We start from the raw sequence: 16,080 nt of genomic DNA, 5'->3' as shown, positions 1-16,080 counted from the left end.
GCAGCGGTCATAGGAATTCCACCGCCTGGAGTCAACATTCCCCCGCGCGCCGCAACGCGTCGCAAAGGCCGGCGCGCGGACGACGGCCCTGACGACAAAGCCCCCGCGCAAGGGGGCTTTGTCGTTTCGTGGAGGACGGATGCGGGCCTACTGCTTGTTCGCGCCGAAGATCTCGGGCGGTCGGGTGGTGTCGCCGCCGGTGCCGGGGAAGTTGTCGTAGACGAAGGCCGGCGTGTTGGTGGTGAGCATGTGGTGGGCCTGCTCGCCGAGTTCGCACAGCCGCTTCTTGCATTCGTAGAACCCGTGCCACCAGGCGTAGTCCGGGGCCATCATGGCCGTGCCCATGCGGGCGCGCCGGCCCTCGTGGTGCCACAGCTCGTAGAAGTCCCACTGGAACCTGGTGTGGAAGAAAGGCTTCTCGGGCAGGAGCTTCTTGGCGTAGAGGTCGTCGAGCAGGGCCTTGGCCGGCTTGTAGTAGAGCTCGTTGTAGTTTTGGACCGTGGCGTCGATGCGGGCGTAGTGCGCGTCCGTCCAGGTGGCGCTGTGGCACTGGTTGCACACGGCCTGCATCTTCTTGCGTTCCACCTCCCAGTTGTTTTGGGCCGGGAAGGCGGCGAAATCCTGGGGCCGCACGGTCAGCGGGGCCTGCAATTCCCAGGACAGGCGTTCGGTCACGTCATGGCTGCCGATGACCGGCCCCGCGCCGGACATGTGGCAGGAGGCGCAGGTCGGGCCGCGGTAGTCCACGCCCGGCGTCCAGGTGCCCGGGGCGGCGGTCCAGTTGTAGGTGTTGCCGAAGGCGGCGTAGATGTCGCCGTGCTTGGATTCGGTGTAGATCTCGATCTGCGGGTGGTCGGGACCCAGGTGGCACTGGCCGCAGGCCTCGGGCTTGCGCGCGTCCATGACCGAGAAGCGGTGCCGCGTGTGGCAGCTCGTGCAACTGCCGAGGCTGCCGTCGAGGTTGGCCCGCCCCACGCCGACGTTGGGCCAGGTGGCGGGGTCGAGCGTGCCCTTCGCGTCGGCCTTGAGCACCGTGCCGTGGCAGGCGTAGCAGCCCGTGGTCCTTTCTGTCGCGTCGTTTAAACCCTGATTGAGCCAGGGGTCGATCTTCCAGATGATTTCCAGGGTGTTGGCGTGCTTGCTGCGGGAGTACTGCTTGACCTCGTCGGGATGGCAGCGCGAGCAGTCCTTGGGCGTGACCACGCCGGCCACGGGCACGCGGTATTCGGCCGTGCCCCACTTGTTGTCCGCGCGTTCGTACTGCTTGTAGTGCTGCTTGGCGACGTCGGGGTCGAAGTCCTGGGCCTGGTGGCAGTCGATGCAGGTGATGTTGGCCGCGGCGTGGCGGCTGGCGGCCCAATCCGAGAAGATGCCCGGGGTTTCGACCTTGTGGCATTCGATGCAGGCTTGCGCCTGCTTGCTCATGCCGCGCTCGATGCGGAATTCCTTGACCTGGGGGAAGTTCGCCTGAACCGTGTCCTTGGCCGGGGCCGCGCCCTTGTTGTCCTGGGCCAATGCAAAGAAAGCCGTGCCGAGCAGCAGCGCGAGCCCTGCCGCCGTCGCCGTCCACCGTTTCGTCTTGTCCATGCCGCTTCCTCCTTGGCTGTCGTCGTCGCTGCCGGCGTCGCCCGGCCGTCCGGCCGCCGCTTCTTCCCGTGGTGAAGCGCCGCGCTTCGTGTCGCGTCTCCGAAAGATGCGCAACCGATCCAATGCAACACGCTTGCAATATTGTTTTCAACAATACCGCCGCATTTTCCAGCGTCGCTATCCGCCCGCGGAATCGCAGGGCAGGTAGCAGTAGTAGGGCCGCTGCACGTGGACCAGATTCTGATGGCAGTCCGTGCAGCGCTTCTCGTAGCCTGGCCTGGGATAGAGCACCTGGCGGTGCGCCAGCATGCCGCCTTGCTTGCGGGGCAGGTAGAGCAGGTTGCGGTGGCACTTGAGGCACTGGTCGTTCTTGATGTCCCGGGCGGCGCGGGCACGGTTGAGGGCGTGGTCGTATTGGGACTGGTCCTCGGTGAAGTGGGCGATGACGTCCTTGATGCCGTGCATGGTTTTGGCGAAGAAGAAGTCATAGGTGTCGTGGGGGGCGGGCAGGTGGCAGTCCATGCAGTCGGCGACCACGCCCCGCGAATTGTTGGTGTGGGACGAGGTGCGCCAGGCGTTGTAGGCGGGCTGTATTTCGTGGCAGGAGGCGCAGAAAAGCGGCGTTGAAGTCCGCACCATCGTGTAGTAGGTCAGGCTGAAGAGGGGAAAAGCCAATAGAACGCCGAGGCAGACGAACAAAAAGGGCTTTCCTATCCGTTTCATGGACGCTGACCTCCCGGCCTGTACAAGGGCGGCAAACGCTTGAAGCTTTCGCAAGTGCGCACAAGAGCTTGGACTCCGAGACGCGTCTCTTCCTCCATGCTGCAATCACTCGCGGAAACGGGTGAGAGTTTTAGGAGTAACAGCACGGGAGACGGGGCATGTCAAGGCCGTACGCATTTTTTTTGGATGTCGCACGCCCTTCGTGCGGGAAAACGGCTGCCATGCGTGCAGGGCTGTGCTACGCTCGGGCAACCCTGCAAACCCCATTCAAGGAGGCTTCCGATGCGACGCGCGATTTCGATGCTCGTGGCCGTGGTGGCCCTTGGCCTCGCCGCCAACGCCTTTGCCTGGAAAAAGCCGCCCTTTGCGAACGTGGACAAGAACCGCGACGGGGTCATCGTGTTCGAGGAGATCGTGGTGTTCAACTCGGGCCTGACCATGGAGGTGTTCGGCGTCATTGACCTCAACATGGACGGCAGGATCGACAAGGCCGAATACGCGGCCATGGGCAGGTCCGCGGCCCGGGGCGCGAAAAAGGGCGTGCGCAAGGCCTGGTGGAAGTGCTCCGGCCGGGCGGGCATGGAACTCTACATGCGCGGTACGGACCAGCTGCTTGCAGGCCAAAACGCCGCAGCGGCCGCGACGCTGCGCGAGGCCGTGACCAAGCCGCTTTGCGTAGACTACTTAAGCTACGCCTACTACAACCTGGGCATAAGCTGCATGCGCCTCGGCGACGACGCCTGCGCCAGGGCCAGCCTGGAAAAGGCCCGGGCGCTCGACGTCAACAACGTGGTGCCGCCAAACGATTTCGGCCTGTCCGGCACGCCGCGCAAGGGCGGCATGCGCTGACCGACGCGCCAGCGGGCAGCGTCCCCGCGCCGCCTGGATGCGCGACGCGCCTCCCCGGCGCGGGGACTGCCCTTGACAGGCCGCCGCCCGATGGTCATTGCACGGGCAGGCCCGGCGACCGCGCCGACGCCTGCGGAGGCTTTTTTGGGCAACGTGCTCATCATCGACGACGACCGGACCATACGCGACGCCCTGGCGCGCGTGGTGACGCGCCTGGGCCACGCCCCGGACATGGCCGCGACCCTCGGCGAAGGCTTGCGCCGCGCCGGCGAGGCGGACGTGGACGTGGTCTTTCTCGACGTGCGCATGCCCGACGGCAACGGCCTCGACGCCATCGGCGAGATCAAGCGCGCGCCGTCCAATCCCGAAGTCATCGTCATCACCGGCTGGGGCGACCCGGACGGGGCCGAACGGGCCATGCGGCAGGGGGCCTGGGACTATATCGAGAAGCCGCCCACGGTCAAAACCATGACCGCGCCCCTGGTCAGCGCCATGGAGCACCGCCGCCAGGCGCGCTCCGGCCCAAGCGGGGCCGAACCTTTCCGCTTCGCCGGCATCGCCGGCGGCAACCCCAAGCGCGCCCTGTGCCTGGAGCAGGCGGCCAAGGCCGCGCAAAGCGACGTCAACGTGCTGCTCACCGGCCCCACGGGCGTGGGCAAGGAGCTCTTCGCCCGCGCCATCCACGACAACGGCCCGAGGCGCGCCAAGGCCTTCGTGGTCGTCGACTGCGCGGCGCTGCCGTCGGGCATCGTGGAAAGCGTGCTGTTCGGCTCGGAAAAGGGCGTCTACACCGGCGCGGACCGACGCCGCGAGGGCGTGCTGCTGCGGGCGCACGAGGGCACGCTGTTCCTGGACGAAGTGGGGGAGATGCCGCTTTCGGTGCAGAAGGCCTTTTTGCGGGTGCTTCAGGAGCGGCGGGTGCGCCCGGTCGGCGGCCTCGAGGAGGCTCCCTGCCATTTCCGCCTGGTCGCGGCCACCAACCAGAACCTGGAGACCATGGCCGCGGAGGGGCTTTTCCGGGAAGACCTGCTCTTTCGCCTCCAGGGCGTGGGTATCGAGCTGCCGTCCCTGGCCGGGCACCCGGACGACATCCTGGATTTCGCCGCCCATTTCGCGGACGAGGCCGCGAAACGGCTGGACATGGCTGCCAGGACCTTTTCCGACGAGTTCTCCCGGGCGCTTCTCGCCTATCCCTGGCCCGGCAACGTGCGGGAACTCAAGAACACCATCGAGGGTGCGCTGGCCCTGGCCCGGGGCGACGAGGCCCTGCTGCCCGTGCATCTGCCCCTGCACATCCGGGTTTGCGCGGCGCGAAACCGCGTGGCCGGGCGCGCCGTGGGCGCGGCCAGGGAGGAGGGCGACGGCGGCGAACCGAGCCTCGCCCTGGGCCTTTTGCCGCAGTTTCGCGATTTTCGCGACCAGGGCGAGGCGCGCTATCTGCGGGCGCTGACCGGGCGCTTCGGCGGCGACGTCACGCGCATGCTCGAAATCTCCGGCCTGTCGCGATCGCGGCTCTACGCGCTGCTCAAAAAACACGGCATCCCGGCCGTGCGCTCCGCCTGAATCGCCCGAATCCGTTCCCGTGTTCCCGCCGGGGTAAAGATGGCCCCTTGCGGCGTCGAAAGGAAGGAATAAAGGCGCGGCACGTAACCGGCATGGGGCCGGCGCGTCGCCGGCCTCGCGGGCGTCGCGGTGAAATACCTCATCATCCTGGCCGGCATCATCGGCCTCGTGGTCTACATCTTCATCGGCGGCCCCAGGGCCGCGGGGAAGGACGCGCCGCCCGTGGACCGCCGCGAACTGGTGTGGGACCGCATCGCCATGCTCGAGCACCAGCGTCGGGACATGCTCATCCGGGCCCAGGGCCGGCTCGGGGCGTACACGCCCGTGGCCGCCATGACCCGGCGCGGGGCCTATGCCTCCGGCTACCGCGAGGGCTTCAGCCAGGGCTATTTCGAGGGCAGTTTCCTGGCCGAAGGCCGCAAGCCCAATCCGCTCTTCTTCGCCGTTCCCAATCCCTGACCCTCGCGGCATCGGGCCGCGCCGGCGCTACAATTGCGCCTTGATGCGTTCGGCCACGGTCATGACGCCGAGGACATAGAGGTCGCTGTGGTTGTAGGCGTAGACCACGTCGCGGGTTTCCTGCGGGGTCATGCCGGGTTTCCAGCCGTGGCCGCGCAGGTAGCTGGCGACGCTGACGATGGCGTCGGCCGGGCAGAAGAGGTCCGCGATGCCATCGCCGTCGGCGTCCACGCCGAAGCGCAGGGCGTTGCTCGGCATGAACTGGCAGATGCCGATGGCGCCGTAGATGGAGCCGGGGATTGCGCCGGGCTGCCGTTTGTTGGCCGCGGCGTAACGCAGCAGCGCGGCCAGCTCGCGAAAAGCCCATTGTGCCCGGTCGGCTGCGGCCGTGGCCGCGAACTCCCGGCGGGCGGGATCGTCGCGCAACGTCTTCATGTAGGGCGCGATCTGCTCCAGGGTAGAGGCCCGGGCCAGGCTCGCCAGGACGCTTAAGGCGTCGCGGTCGCCGAGATAGGTGCCGAGGTTGGTTTCGACGACCAGGAACGCGGCCACGAGTTCCGGGGGCGGCCCGTATTCGCGTTGCGCCTTGTCGAAGGCGGCCCGGTTTTGCCGCACGAAACGCACGGCCCCGGCAATGGCCGCCGGCGTCAGGAAGTGGCGGTAGCTGCTTTGCTCCAGGGTCTTGCGCCCGGGTTTGGGCTTGGGCTCGAATTCCTTCTTGACCATGGCGTCCACCTTGCGCGCCATGATCTCCGGGGAATATTCCACTCCCCCGCCGGCGAAAAGCCGCGTGAGCGCGGCCTTGTCCAGGCCGTCCGCGGCGAGCTTGTCCACGAGCGGCGTCCAGCCCGCGTCCGTGGCGGCGTCCGCCTGTCCCCCGGAACGGGCGGACGCCGTGCCCTGCGGCAGGGCGCAGCAGCAAAGGGCCAGGATGCAATGCAGCAGGTGACGGCGCAGGGTGTGCATGCCTTCTCCCCAGGTCTGGTTTGTCGCCCGAGACGGGCAAGCGCCTTGGCAATAGCCCGCCCGCACGGGGGAAGCAAGGCGCGCCCGGCATCCTCTTGCGCCAGGGCACGCCTGCGGCTATAGGATGGAGAGGCTCGGTATTTTCATCGCCATCCTGCAGCGCAACCGTTTTCCCCTACGGTCCGCGCCGATTGCCTGAAGGAAGCATTTTCATGGTCCAAGGCCGCGCGCACAAGGCCAGACTGCTGTTGCTCGCATTCGCCGCGGCGGCCTTGTTCGTCGCGCCGAGCGTCTGGCTGTTGTGGCGCGGCGAGGCCGTGCGCTACGACACGGCCCGCCACGCCGCGGTCACGGCCCGTCTCGACAACATCCGCCTGGCCCTGCAATCGGCCCTGGACGCACGCCTGGCCTTTTTGCGGGCCGTCGCCGCCAGCGCCGCGAGCGACCCGGACATCACGCCCGCGCGTTTCGATGCCTTCGCCGCCGCCCTCATGCAAGGCACGACGGACATCCGCTCCCTGCAACTGGCGCGGGACGCCGTGGTCAGCCACATCTACCCGCTGGCCGGCAATTCCGGCGTCCTGGGCCTCGCACTGGCCCGTGACCTGCCCTATGCGCAGCGCGACGCCCTGGCCGCAACCCTGGACGAGGGCAGGACCGTCGTGTCCGGGCCCGTAGCCCTGTTGCAGGGCGGGCGCGGTTTCATCGCCCGCATGCCGGTCATGGCCGCGACCGCGCCGGGCGCGCCGCTGCAACGCTGGGGGCTGGCCGCCATCGTCATCGACGTCGACGCCTTTTTCCGGGAGACGGGACTCCCGGGCAACGGCGACGTGCAGGTGGCCGTCCGCACCCAGGGCAAGGACGGCGACGGCGTGATCGTGTTCGGCGAACCGGAGGTGTTTGCGCGCGGACCGGTCACGACGTCCATGGCCTTTCCGGGCGGCGTCTGGGAACTGGCGGCGACGCCCCCGGGCGGTTTTACGCCCATGCCCGCACCCCGGGCGATGCTTGCGGCCGCGGCGTTCGCCTGGCTGGGCCTTGGTGCGGCGTTTTTCCTGCGCACCTCGTGGCCGGCGCGGCTGTCCCAGGCCGTGGCCCGGGCGACCGCCGCGCTCGGCACGGCCAACGTCGGCCTGGAGCGCACCGTGGCCGCGCGCACGCAGGAACTCACGCAGGTCAATGCGGCGCTGCGCCAGATCGAGGCCCACTACCGCGCCTTTCTCGACGCCACGAGCGACATGGTCTTTTTAAAGGACGCCTCCCTGCGCCATGTCGTGGTCAACACGCGCTTCGCCGCCCATTGCGGGAAAACGCCGAAGGAAGTGGTCGGGCATACGGACTTCGAACTCCTGCCGGCGGACATCGCCGCCCGTTGCCACGAATCCGACGTGGCCGTGCGGGACGGCCGCGAGGTGGTCACGCTGCTCGAAAGCCAGGACGGGCGGACCTTCGAGGTGCGCAAGTTCCCGGCGTTTTTCGGCAATGGTGACGTCGGCGTCGGCGGCTCCATGCGCGACGTCTCGGACAGGCTGCGCGTCGAACACGCCCTGCGCCGAAGCGAGGAGGCGCTGCGCAACCTCTACGACAACGCGCCCGTCGGCATCTTCGCCTCGAGCCCCGACGGCCGCTACCTGCGCGTCAACGACCGCCTCGCCAGGATGTACGGCTACGGCGGCGCGACGGAATTCATGGCCTCGATCAAGGACATCGGCTCCCAGGTGTACGTCGATCCCGCCGAGCGGGACGCCATGCTCAAGGCGCTTGCGACCCGGGACCATCTTTCCAATTACGAAATCCGGCGGCTGACCCGCAGCGGGGACGTCATCTGGGTTTCGCTTTCCATCCGGGCCGTGCGCGACGCTTCCGGCGAAACCGAGCTGTTCGAGGGGTTTTGCACGGACATCACCACACGCAAACTCGCCGAGGAGCATCTCGCCCGGCGGGAGAACCAGCTGCGGATCATCTTCGACAACTCGCCGCTGGGCCTGGTCTTTTTCGACGAGACGGGCGTGGTGCGCAACTGCAACGTCCGCCTGCTGCAACTGCTCGGGACCGCGCCCGAACAGGTCATCGGCCACAACGTGCGCGAGCGGATGCCGCCCTACGTGCGCGACGCGCTCGACCGCGCCATCGGCGGCGCGCCCGCCACGGCCGAGGGCCCCTATACGAGCATCAGCGGAAAATGCTGCCACGTCCGGGCCATTTTCAATCCCGTGGAGCCCGGCCGCGCCCCGACGCCCGTTATTGCCTCGGTGGAGGACATCGGTCCCCTGCGGGAACGGGAGGCCTCCCTGCGTCTGCTCTGGGCTGCGGTGGAACAGTCGCCGACCTCCGTCGTCATCACCGACCCCCAGGGCGTCATCGAGTACGTCAATCCCCATTTCTCGGTCCTGACCGGGTACATGCCCGAGGAAGCGAAGGGCCAGAATCCCAGGATTTTCAAAAGCGACGCCCATTCCGACGATTTCTACCGGCAGATGTGGGAAACCCTGGTCGCGGGCGAAATCTGGCGCGGGGAGTTGTGCAACCGCAAGAAAAACGGCGAGCTCTACTGGGAGAACTGCTCGATCTCGCCCGTGCGCGACGATTTCGGGGCCATCACGCATTACGTGGCCGTCAAGGAGGACATCACCGAGCGCCGCAAGCTCGAACGCGTGCGCGAGGACGTGGAGCGCATCATGCGCCACGACCTCAAGGCGCCGCTGAATAGCATCGTCAACCTGCCCGACATCGTGCGCGTGGTCGGCGAGGTCAACGCGGAGCAGGAGGAACTGCTCGCCGAGATCGAACGCGCGGGCCAGTCCATGCTCGAGCAGATCGCGCTGTCCCTGGATATGTACAAGATGGAGACGGGAACCTACGTGCTCGAGGCGCAGCGCATCGACCTGGCGCACATCGTCGCCGGCGCGGCGGAAATGCTGGCCGGCATGGCCGCATCACGCGGCGTGGCCCTGGACGTGGCCGCGGGCGGACCCGTTTTCGCCGTGGGCAATGCGCTCCTGTGCCGGACCATAGCCGCCAACCTGCTCAAGAACGCCATCGAGGCCGAGCCTGCAGGCGGGCGCGTAGAGGTCCATGTGGAGGAACACGACGGAGGCGCGCGGCTGACCGTGGCCAATCCCACGCCCGTCCCCGCTGCTGTCGTGCCGGTTTTTTTCGAGAAATACGTCACCGCCGGCAAGAAGGACGGCAGCGGCCTGGGCGCGTATTCGGCGCGGCTCATGACGCAATGCCAGCACGGCGACACCCGCCTGGCAACCGACGCGGACAGCGGCACCCGGCTCGAGGTCTCCCTGCCCGGGGCTGTGGCCGAGCCGCGCGATCAGTAGACGAGCACGGCGTCTGGAAAAACGGCCTCCTCGATGGGGCGGCCGGCCAGGGCCGCCTGCCGCGCGAGCAGGTACACCCCCCGCTGGAACAGTTCCTGGGCAAAGGCCCGGTTCATCTCGAAACGGGCCGACGTGGCCAACGCCCTGGCCACGCCGAAGGTCAGGCGCGCCTCGAAGGCGGCGTCGCCCTGATCGGTGGCAAACGCGCGGGCGAATTCCAGGAAACGGCGCATGACGAGCTGGAGCCGGTCGCGCAGGTGCGCCTCGAACACGGGCAGGCGGAAGTTGGAGGCGAGGAAGACCGCCGTGTCCAGGGCGTAGTCGCCCTGGCCCGAGCGGTGCAGGTCGATGTAGTGGATGCGCTGGGCGGTGTGGTCGTAGACGATGTTGTTGAGGTTGAAGTCGCCGTGCAGGAACACGGAAAAGGGCGCGGCAAGCCCGGCCTCGGCGGCGTCGGCCGCGGCGAGCAGCTCGGACAGGGCGGGGATGGCCAGGCCGCAGAAGTCCTTGCGCTCCGTGGCGAAGCCCGGATGGAGCCGCAGCACGTCGTCGAGGCGGGAGCGCATCTGCGCCATGAACCCCGAGGCCACGGGCGCGCGGGTCAGGGTCTGCTCCCAGACGTTGCCCACGGTCTGGGTGATGAGGAAGCAGGCGTTTTCCACGATCTCCCGGTCCGCGGTCAGGACCACTTCCTGGAAATTGCAGCCGCCGAGGTACTCGAGGAGCATGGAGGCCGAGTCGCCGTCGGTCTGGAAGGCCTGGATCGCCGGCGGCAGGCCCGGGCTGAGCTTTTCCCAGCGTTCGATGTTCTCCTTCTCCTTGGCCAGCTTCTCGGCGTTGCCCTCCTTGAACAGCACGCCCTTGGAGCGCGGTCCGTGGTCCTCCACCCGGCCGATGCGGCAGCCCGAGCGCGTGCCCCAGATGGAGCTGAAGTCCCCGGGCGAGAGCGGGATGTCCTCGCCACCCTGCCCGAGCGAATCCTGCAGGGCCTGGTACTGGTGGATCTTGAGCTTTTCCCCGAGCGCCGCGAAGATCACGGCCTCGCCGATATTGAGCAGGGCGTCGCCCATGCGCTCCAGGTAGCGGAAGATGTTGAAGCAGGAGATGGCGTTTTCCGGCGATTCGCCCCGGCGCAGGTCGGCGAGGATCGCGTCGAAGGCGGCCTTGAACCGGTCGTCCAGGGAGAATTCCGCGCGGCAGATGCGCAGTGCCAGGCGCACGTCCTGGCGCGTGAGCGCGGGGAAGACCAGCCCCAGGGCACGCTCCACGTCCACGAAGGGGTCGCGGTAGTCGTAGCGCCGGATGAAAAGCGGGTCGGTCAGGTACTGGACCTGGGAGACGATGTTGACCGCGTAGTCCGCGATGCGCTCGAGGTTGATGTTGATGATGTTGGCCGCGCGCACGAGGTCGAGGGTGCGCTTGTTGCCGTCGCGCGAGCCGTGGATGCGGCCCCAGCAGGCGTTTTCGATGACGCTCTTGAGGTTGTCGATATAGTCGTCGCGGCTTTCGATGCGCTTGATGCGATCGGGATCGGGCCGCTCGACCACGAGCAGGGCGCTCGAGACCTGCTTGGAAACCTCGAGCACCATGAAGCGGAAATTCTCTTCGATGCCTTCGAGAATGCGCATCGCGCCCTCCGGGCCGTTCGTCCGTAACGCTGTCGTGAAAAAAGGGGGGCATACCGCCCCGTGCGCATCAGACCTCGGTGCCGCCCGGGGCGATGGTCAGCCCGGCGTCGGACTCGTCCTCGCCGCCGTCCTCGCGCCAAGAGAACTTGAGGTGCAGCTTCATGCGCCCGCCCATGGACTTGGCCTCGACGAGGAAGCCGATCATGCCCGCGGGATGCAGGGCCACCTCGCCCTCGCGGCTGGAAAAGCGCAGCTCGCCCGAGGCGAAGCCTTCGGTGACGGCCTCGAGATAGCGCCGCAGCGTGTCCGCATCCTGGACGGACTCGTATTTGAACCGCGATTCCTTTTCCACGTCCCACACTCCTTCCCTGCGGCTTTGCCCAAACCAGACATGGGCGCGAAACCCCAACCTGCCGGAATCCTTGACGGGAGTCCAGAGGGCGCAGCCCTTTGGCCGCCGGAGGCGCTTTCCCTGCCCCTCCGTGCTCCCCTCCCTAGCCCAGGCGGGAGCGGTATTCGTCGATGATCTTGCGACGGCTGACGCCGTTGATGATCAGGCTCTTGCGGATGGCGAAGTCGTGCCAGGCCGGCTGGAGCCCGATTTCCCGGGCGGCCTTGGCCGCGTCCTGTTCGGCCGGGTCGCGCGTCTTTTCGCTCATGTGGCAGTCGTCGCCCATGAAGATGAGCAGGGGGCGCTTGCCGTGCCAGCCCATGCGGTTGCGGCGGTTGACCACGTTGATGAGGAATTCCGTGTACTGCTGGGACTGGGGATTCCAGACCTCGATGCCGTCCACGTCGTAGTCGGCGAGTAGGATCGGCCAGAACTGCTCGGGGTGGGGGATGACGATGCCGGCCCCGAGCGCGCGCGCCTCCTCGATCACTTCCGAGGCGCGGTAGAAGTAGGACAGGGAAAAGCCTTCCTTGACCAGATCCTTGACGGCCTTGGCGTAGACCTGCGCCTTGTTGACGATGCGGTCGCCGAAGCGGGCGCGCAGGGTGTCGAGGAAATTGCGCACGAGTTTGTTCTTGTACGCGTCCTCGGGCATGTCGGCCTCGTGGGCGAGGATGAGCGCCTTGATCTTGGCGGCCTGGATGGAGACGAAGGAGACGAGCTCCTCGTCCACGTTGGAGCGGCCGGCCGCGATCTGGCGGCGGGATTCGCCCGCGGGTTCGCACAGGGCGTCGAGGAACTCGAAAAGCTGCGAGGCCCGGTAGCGGTGGGTGTGGCGCAGCATGGCCTCGAGCACTTCGGCGCGCTGCGTGTCCAGGCCCTTGAAGTGGAGCAGGAGCTGGACCTTGCGGTTGAAGCCGCTGGAATAGCAGTCCACCTCCACGCCCTGGCAGCCGTCGTACTCCAGGAGCACGTTGTGCTGCGTGGGGATGATCAGTTCGTCCACGCGGTTGGGGTAGAGGCGTTCGATGCGCTTCCTGAGCAGGTCCATGGGCACGTGTTCGGGGTGCCAGTGGGTGGCCAGGACGTATTCCTGGCGGGGATAGGTGCGCGCGGGGGCGACGATGCGCTCGATCTGCTCCGGGGAAAGGGAGACGTCGTTGATGCGCGCAAACGCCCGCGCGTCCTCTTCGGTGACGGCGGGGTCCACGCGGGAGAGGTCGATCTCCACGCAATGGGGCTCATCGGGCGCGGCGGGGCGGGGAACCGCGCCCCCGGCCGTGGCGGTGGCGGCGTCAGGCATGGCGGCTGTGACACTCCTTTTTCATGCGGTCGAGTGCGGCGACGGACGCCGTCGCGGCCTCGACGTCGCCGGCCTGGGCCGCGGCCTCGAGGCGGTCCACTTCGGCGTCGTAGGCCGGGTAGAAGGCGTCGCCCTTGCCGGGGTAGCTGGTCATGAGGCGGCTGTCGGCGACGAAGGCGGCCAGGATGTCGGCATCGGGCAGGACACCGGCGCGCAATGACACGACGATGGCCTTGAAGAAATGCTTCATGCGTTTTTTGAGATTCTTGTACCTGGGCTTGCCGCCCTCGTCCATGCCTTCGGCCGGGGCCTCGCCCGCGCCCTGCCGGGCGACGTCCTCGGCGTCCATGCCGGCCGGGGAGGGCAGGGCCGCAAGGCCGGCGGCCGGGTATTTGAGGCTCACCTTGAGCATGGACGACGCGCCGAGGTTCTTGACGCCGATCCGCAGGCTCGTGAAGTCCTCCAGGGGCACGGTCTCGCCGTTTATGACGAGCTCGCCCCGGGCGGCCTGCGCCGTGAGGTCGGCCAGGGCCTGCATGGCTTCGACCCGGGGCAGGACCACTTCGAACTTGCGTTTGCGTGATCCGGTCATGGGGTTCCTCCTTGGCGGGCCGGCACGGACCCTGCCCGGGCCCGCGCCGCTTCGGTTTGCCGCCTATGGTAGCCTCTTTACGGTTTCATGGCAAAAAAACATCGCGTCCTGCCGCGAATCCGTCTTGAAACGGGCGGCCGATGCCGCGATCGATCGTCGCGCCATTTTGACCGCCCCCCGTGACGATCGTGTGACGCTTTAGGCTTGTCCTGCCAGGGCCTGCGCCTGCGGCAGCATGGTCCCGGTGCGCAGGAAATGGTCCAGCATGCGGAAACACGGCGTGAAGAGCGCGACGCAGGGCGACCGGCCCATGGCCGAGACAATGGCGTCCCCCTCCGCGGTGAGGGCGGAAACGACAAGCAGGGCCGTAAGCGCCGTCCCTTGTCCGGCCGGTTCCAGGGTCAGTTGCAGGCGGATGACCGTGTGTCGTCCGACGCGCACGTAATCCACCCGGCGCGGCGGTTCGTGGCGGCTGCACACCCAGACTTCGGGCCCCACGTCAGACAGGGGCGCAGTCGTGAACACGGCGTCGGGTTCGGCCACGCCCGAGACCGAATGGAGCGTCTCGGCCCGCCACCCCTCGATCCATTCGACTTCCCGCACCGGGCACAACAGGGGAAAAACGGCCTCGGGCGCGGCGGCGATATGCCGGCTGTAGTCGCTGACGCTGCGCTTTCTCGTGTGTTCCATGACAAGGACTCCCTGGGTTGTCGCGACCGGGCGTCCGGCCGGAAGGGGTTCGTGTTGAGTTGCTATACACATATGGCCCAAAAAAAGGGTCCAGGCCGCCGGGCGCGCTGCGCTCAACGCCCGGGCCCGGGGACAAGCGCGGAGAGGTGCGCCAGAAAGCCGGCAAGAAGCTCCCTGGCTTCCGGCGGAAGGTTTTCGAGGTAGGCGGCGAACGCCTGCCCGGCGGCGGCGCGGGAGGCGAGGAAATCCTCCAGGGCGGCCCGGCCCAGGGGCGTGAACGCGGACGTGACCGCGTTTTTGCGCGAGGCGTCCGCGCGCCGCACGATGACGCCCTTGTTTTCCAGGCGCTTCTGGACCTGGGAAACCGCGCCCTTGGTGACGCCGAGTGCCGCGGCCAACTGTGTGGCGTTGGCGTCGGGAGCGGCGCGTACGGCCAGCAGCACGTGCAGTTCCGAAGGGTGCAGGCGCAGGTCTCCATAGGCGTGCACGTACCGCTTTTCGAGGAAGACCAGCTTGTTGGCCAGCCTGTCCCACAGGGTGCGCAAGGCTTCCGGGGTCGCGGACATGTGAAGTGTATAGGTGCTAAACTGTGGCCCGTCAAGCACCATCCCGCACGCCGCCCCGGGGAGGACGGCCGCCTCCCCGGGGCGGCGTGGGATCAGAGCTTGGAGCGCAGCACCATGTCGGTGATGGGCCCGCGCGAGCGCTCGCCCTTGAGCACGATGTGGGCGTAGTTGGTAAACCCCTTGAACTTGCGCACGATCCAGTTGAGGCCGTTGTTGGCCTCGTTGAGGTAGGGGTTGTCCACCTGGGAGGTGTCGCCGAGCACCACGCATTTGACGCCTTCGCCCATGCGCGTGAGCACGGCGCGCACTTCGGTGCGCGAGAGGTTTTGCGCCTCGTCGATGATGACGAAGGCGTTTTCGATGTTCATGCCGCGCACGTAGGCCAGGGGCAGGATCTCGAACTTCTTCGGGTTGATGCGCAGCATCTCGTCGTTGGGGTTGAGGAAGACCTTGTTGGCCGCCCGGCAGCGGTGCAGCTTGACGAGCAGGTCGAAGACGTACTTCATGTAGGGTTCCATCTTCTCGGACACGTCGCCGGGCAGGTAGCCGAGCTTGGCCCCGATCTCTATGGTGGGCTTGAGCACGAAGATCTTCTCGTACTGCTTTTTCTCCTGCACGGCGTAGAGCGCCGCGGCCAGCGCCAGGAAGGTCTTGCCGTAGCCGGCCTCGCTCTGGATGGACACGAGGTCGATGTGCTGCGCCATGATCAGTTCAAGGGCGAGGTTCTGGTAGACGGTGCGGGGGCGCACGTTCCAGACGTCGCACGTGTAGTTTATGAGCTTTTCCCCGTCCGGGGCGTGCAGCACCGGCTTGCCGTCGCGCCAGGTGAAGCAGTTGGGCGCGGGCTCCTCGCCTTCCTCGGCGAACCCGGTGTAGCGCTGGGATTCGGACTCGAAGGGCTTGGAGTCGCGCAGTTCCTCGCTTTTGATGCCGCGCAGCTCGGCCTGGAGCTTGAGGATGCGGTCGTTGGTCACGAGCACCGGGTCTTCGATGGTCGAGGCCTGGATTTCGTCGAGGATGTGGTTGTCGACGATATCGGTGAAGGCCGAATGGCTTTTGTCGTTTTGGATGAAGTGGATGTATTCCTTGTTGTCGCTGAGGACCTGGATGACGTTGGCCACGATGTGGCGCAGTTTCGGAGTTTTCTTGAGCCCCTCGAGCTCCATGAGCACGTGGTAGGGGATGTGGATGGCGTTTTCCACGCCGTTGCGCAGCCGCAGCACGCTTTGGGGGTTTTCGATCAGGACGTTGGTGTCGAGCACGTAGTTCTTGCGTCCCGCATCCGGGGCCTGGGTCATGCCTGCCTCCCTGTCAATCCCGCGTCCGCGCCGGACGGCTGCCGCAAATCGCGGCGGCCGTCGGCGGCCGTTTGTCTTCGCCAGTCGCGTGGGACCGGGCTTCCGGCCGGGGCGAGCCTCCTTGCCCCGGCCGGGA

14 protein-coding genes are annotated in these 16,080 nt (G+C 67.2%); 4 read left to right on the top strand and 10 right to left on the bottom strand.

The features are described from left to right. Nucleotides 1-147: 147 nt before the first annotated feature. Together Q368_RS0117650 and Q368_RS0117645 are read right to left on the bottom strand one after the other, a co-directional pair. On the bottom strand, nt 148-1,587 hold the full coding sequence (locus tag Q368_RS0117650; RefSeq protein ID WP_084158879.1) for a multiheme c-type cytochrome: 1,440 nt from the start codon (nt 1,585-1,587) through the stop codon (nt 148-150). 177 nt (nt 1,588-1,764) lie between these two features. Continuing rightward, complete coding sequence (locus tag Q368_RS0117645) at nt 1,765-2,310, bottom strand: cytochrome c3 family protein (RefSeq protein ID WP_029460364.1); 546 nt, start codon at nt 2,308-2,310, stop codon at nt 1,765-1,767. A gap of 282 nt (nt 2,311-2,592) precedes the next feature. Here Q368_RS0117645 and Q368_RS0117640 point away from each other — a divergent pair, with 282 nt between their 5' ends. The 3 genes from Q368_RS0117640 to Q368_RS0117630 all read left to right on the top strand — a co-directional run bounded on the left by Q368_RS0117640 (nt 2,593) and on the right by Q368_RS0117630 (nt 5,181). Further along, on the top strand, nt 2,593-3,159 hold the full coding sequence (locus Q368_RS0117640) for an EF-hand domain-containing protein (protein WP_029460363.1): 567 nt from the start codon (nt 2,593-2,595) through the stop codon (nt 3,157-3,159). 153 nt (nt 3,160-3,312) lie between these two features. Beyond that, complete coding sequence (locus Q368_RS0117635; protein ID WP_245611389.1) at nt 3,313-4,722, top strand: sigma-54-dependent transcriptional regulator; 1,410 nt, start codon at nt 3,313-3,315, stop codon at nt 4,720-4,722. 129 nt (nt 4,723-4,851) lie between these two features. After that, entirely contained in the window at nt 4,852-5,181 is a 330-nt protein-coding gene (locus Q368_RS0117630) for a hypothetical protein (RefSeq protein ID WP_029460361.1), read from the top strand. 27 nt (nt 5,182-5,208) lie between these two features. Here Q368_RS0117630 and Q368_RS0117625 read toward each other — a convergent pair whose 3' ends face one another. Then, entirely contained in the window at nt 5,209-6,147 is a 939-nt protein-coding gene (locus tag Q368_RS0117625; RefSeq protein ID WP_084158878.1) for a lytic murein transglycosylase, read from the bottom strand. 212 nt (nt 6,148-6,359) lie between these two features. Between Q368_RS0117625 and Q368_RS23415 the strand changes: the two genes are divergently transcribed. Next, on the top strand, nt 6,360-9,476 hold the full coding sequence (locus tag Q368_RS23415) for a PAS domain S-box protein (RefSeq protein WP_043786333.1): 3,117 nt from the start codon (nt 6,360-6,362) through the stop codon (nt 9,474-9,476). On the opposite strand, the gene Q368_RS0117610 is transcribed toward Q368_RS23415, so the two are convergent. The 7 genes from Q368_RS0117610 to Q368_RS0117580 all read right to left on the bottom strand — a co-directional run bounded on the left by Q368_RS0117610 (nt 9,470) and on the right by Q368_RS0117580 (nt 15,944). Beyond that, the gene (locus Q368_RS0117610; protein WP_029460359.1) at nt 9,470-11,104 is read right to left on the bottom strand and encodes a PhoU domain-containing protein; all 1,635 of its coding nucleotides are present in this window, start codon (nt 11,102-11,104) and stop codon (nt 9,470-9,472) included. The two genes, Q368_RS23415 and Q368_RS0117610, sit on opposite strands and share 7 nt — an antisense overlap. A gap of 67 nt (nt 11,105-11,171) precedes the next feature. Beyond that, complete coding sequence (locus tag Q368_RS0117605) at nt 11,172-11,456, bottom strand: amphi-Trp domain-containing protein (RefSeq protein ID WP_029460358.1); 285 nt, start codon at nt 11,454-11,456, stop codon at nt 11,172-11,174. A gap of 142 nt (nt 11,457-11,598) precedes the next feature. After that, nucleotides 11,599-12,798 carry a hypothetical protein gene (locus tag Q368_RS0117600; protein ID WP_029460357.1) on the bottom strand — a complete coding sequence of 400 codons (1,200 nt, stop codon included), beginning with the start codon at nt 12,796-12,798 and terminating at the stop codon, nt 11,599-11,601. Continuing rightward, nucleotides 12,791-13,390, bottom strand: coding sequence for a GAK system XXXCH domain-containing protein (locus Q368_RS0117595; RefSeq protein WP_029460356.1), 600 nt, complete (start codon nt 13,388-13,390; stop codon nt 12,791-12,793). Before Q368_RS0117595 ends, Q368_RS0117600 begins: the two co-directional genes overlap by 8 nt. Before the next feature lie 198 nt (nt 13,391-13,588). After that, on the bottom strand, nt 13,589-14,080 hold the full coding sequence (locus Q368_RS0117590; RefSeq protein WP_029460355.1) for a hypothetical protein: 492 nt from the start codon (nt 14,078-14,080) through the stop codon (nt 13,589-13,591). Nucleotides 14,081-14,193: 113 nt separating this feature from the next. Next, entirely contained in the window at nt 14,194-14,646 is a 453-nt protein-coding gene (locus Q368_RS24105; protein ID WP_162179661.1) for a MarR family winged helix-turn-helix transcriptional regulator, read from the bottom strand. 92 nt (nt 14,647-14,738) lie between these two features. Continuing rightward, the gene (locus Q368_RS0117580; RefSeq protein WP_029460353.1) at nt 14,739-15,944 is read right to left on the bottom strand and encodes a PhoH family protein; all 1,206 of its coding nucleotides are present in this window, start codon (nt 15,942-15,944) and stop codon (nt 14,739-14,741) included. Nucleotides 15,945-16,080 lie beyond the last annotated feature (136 nt).

Origin of the sequence: Solidesulfovibrio alcoholivorans DSM 5433, from assembly GCF_000702665.1 — a bacterium.
In the GTDB taxonomy this organism is placed as follows: domain Bacteria; phylum Desulfobacterota; class Desulfovibrionia; order Desulfovibrionales; family Desulfovibrionaceae; genus Solidesulfovibrio; species Solidesulfovibrio alcoholivorans.
The sequence above is the reverse complement of the archived record's forward strand: the minus strand, read 5'-3'. Positions and strand labels throughout refer to the sequence as shown.

Coding starts and splice junctions, on each gene's coding strand:
- Q368_RS0117650 (WP_084158879.1), bottom strand. CDS start 1,587: ATGGACAAGACGAAACGGTGGACGGCGACGGCGGCAGGGCTCGCGCTG.
- Q368_RS0117645 (WP_029460364.1), bottom strand. CDS start 2,310: ATGAAACGGATAGGAAAGCCCTTTTTGTTCGTCTGCCTCGGCGTTCTA.
- Q368_RS0117640 (WP_029460363.1), top strand. CDS start 2,593: ATGCGACGCGCGATTTCGATGCTCGTGGCCGTGGTGGCCCTTGGCCTC.
- Q368_RS0117625 (WP_084158878.1), bottom strand. CDS start 6,147: ATGCACACCCTGCGCCGTCACCTGCTGCATTGCATCCTGGCCCTTTGC.
- Q368_RS23415 (WP_043786333.1), top strand. CDS start 6,360: ATGGTCCAAGGCCGCGCGCACAAGGCCAGACTGCTGTTGCTCGCATTC.
- Q368_RS0117610 (WP_029460359.1), bottom strand. CDS start 11,104: ATGCGCATTCTCGAAGGCATCGAAGAGAATTTCCGCTTCATGGTGCTC.
- Q368_RS0117600 (WP_029460357.1), bottom strand. CDS start 12,798: ATGCCTGACGCCGCCACCGCCACGGCCGGGGGCGCGGTTCCCCGCCCC.
- Q368_RS0117595 (WP_029460356.1), bottom strand. CDS start 13,390: ATGACCGGATCACGCAAACGCAAGTTCGAAGTGGTCCTGCCCCGGGTC.
- Q368_RS0117590 (WP_029460355.1), bottom strand. CDS start 14,080: ATGGAACACACGAGAAAGCGCAGCGTCAGCGACTACAGCCGGCATATC.
- Q368_RS24105 (WP_162179661.1), bottom strand. CDS start 14,646: ATGTCCGCGACCCCGGAAGCCTTGCGCACCCTGTGGGACAGGCTGGCC.
- Q368_RS0117580 (WP_029460353.1), bottom strand. CDS start 15,944: ATGACCCAGGCCCCGGATGCGGGACGCAAGAACTACGTGCTCGACACC.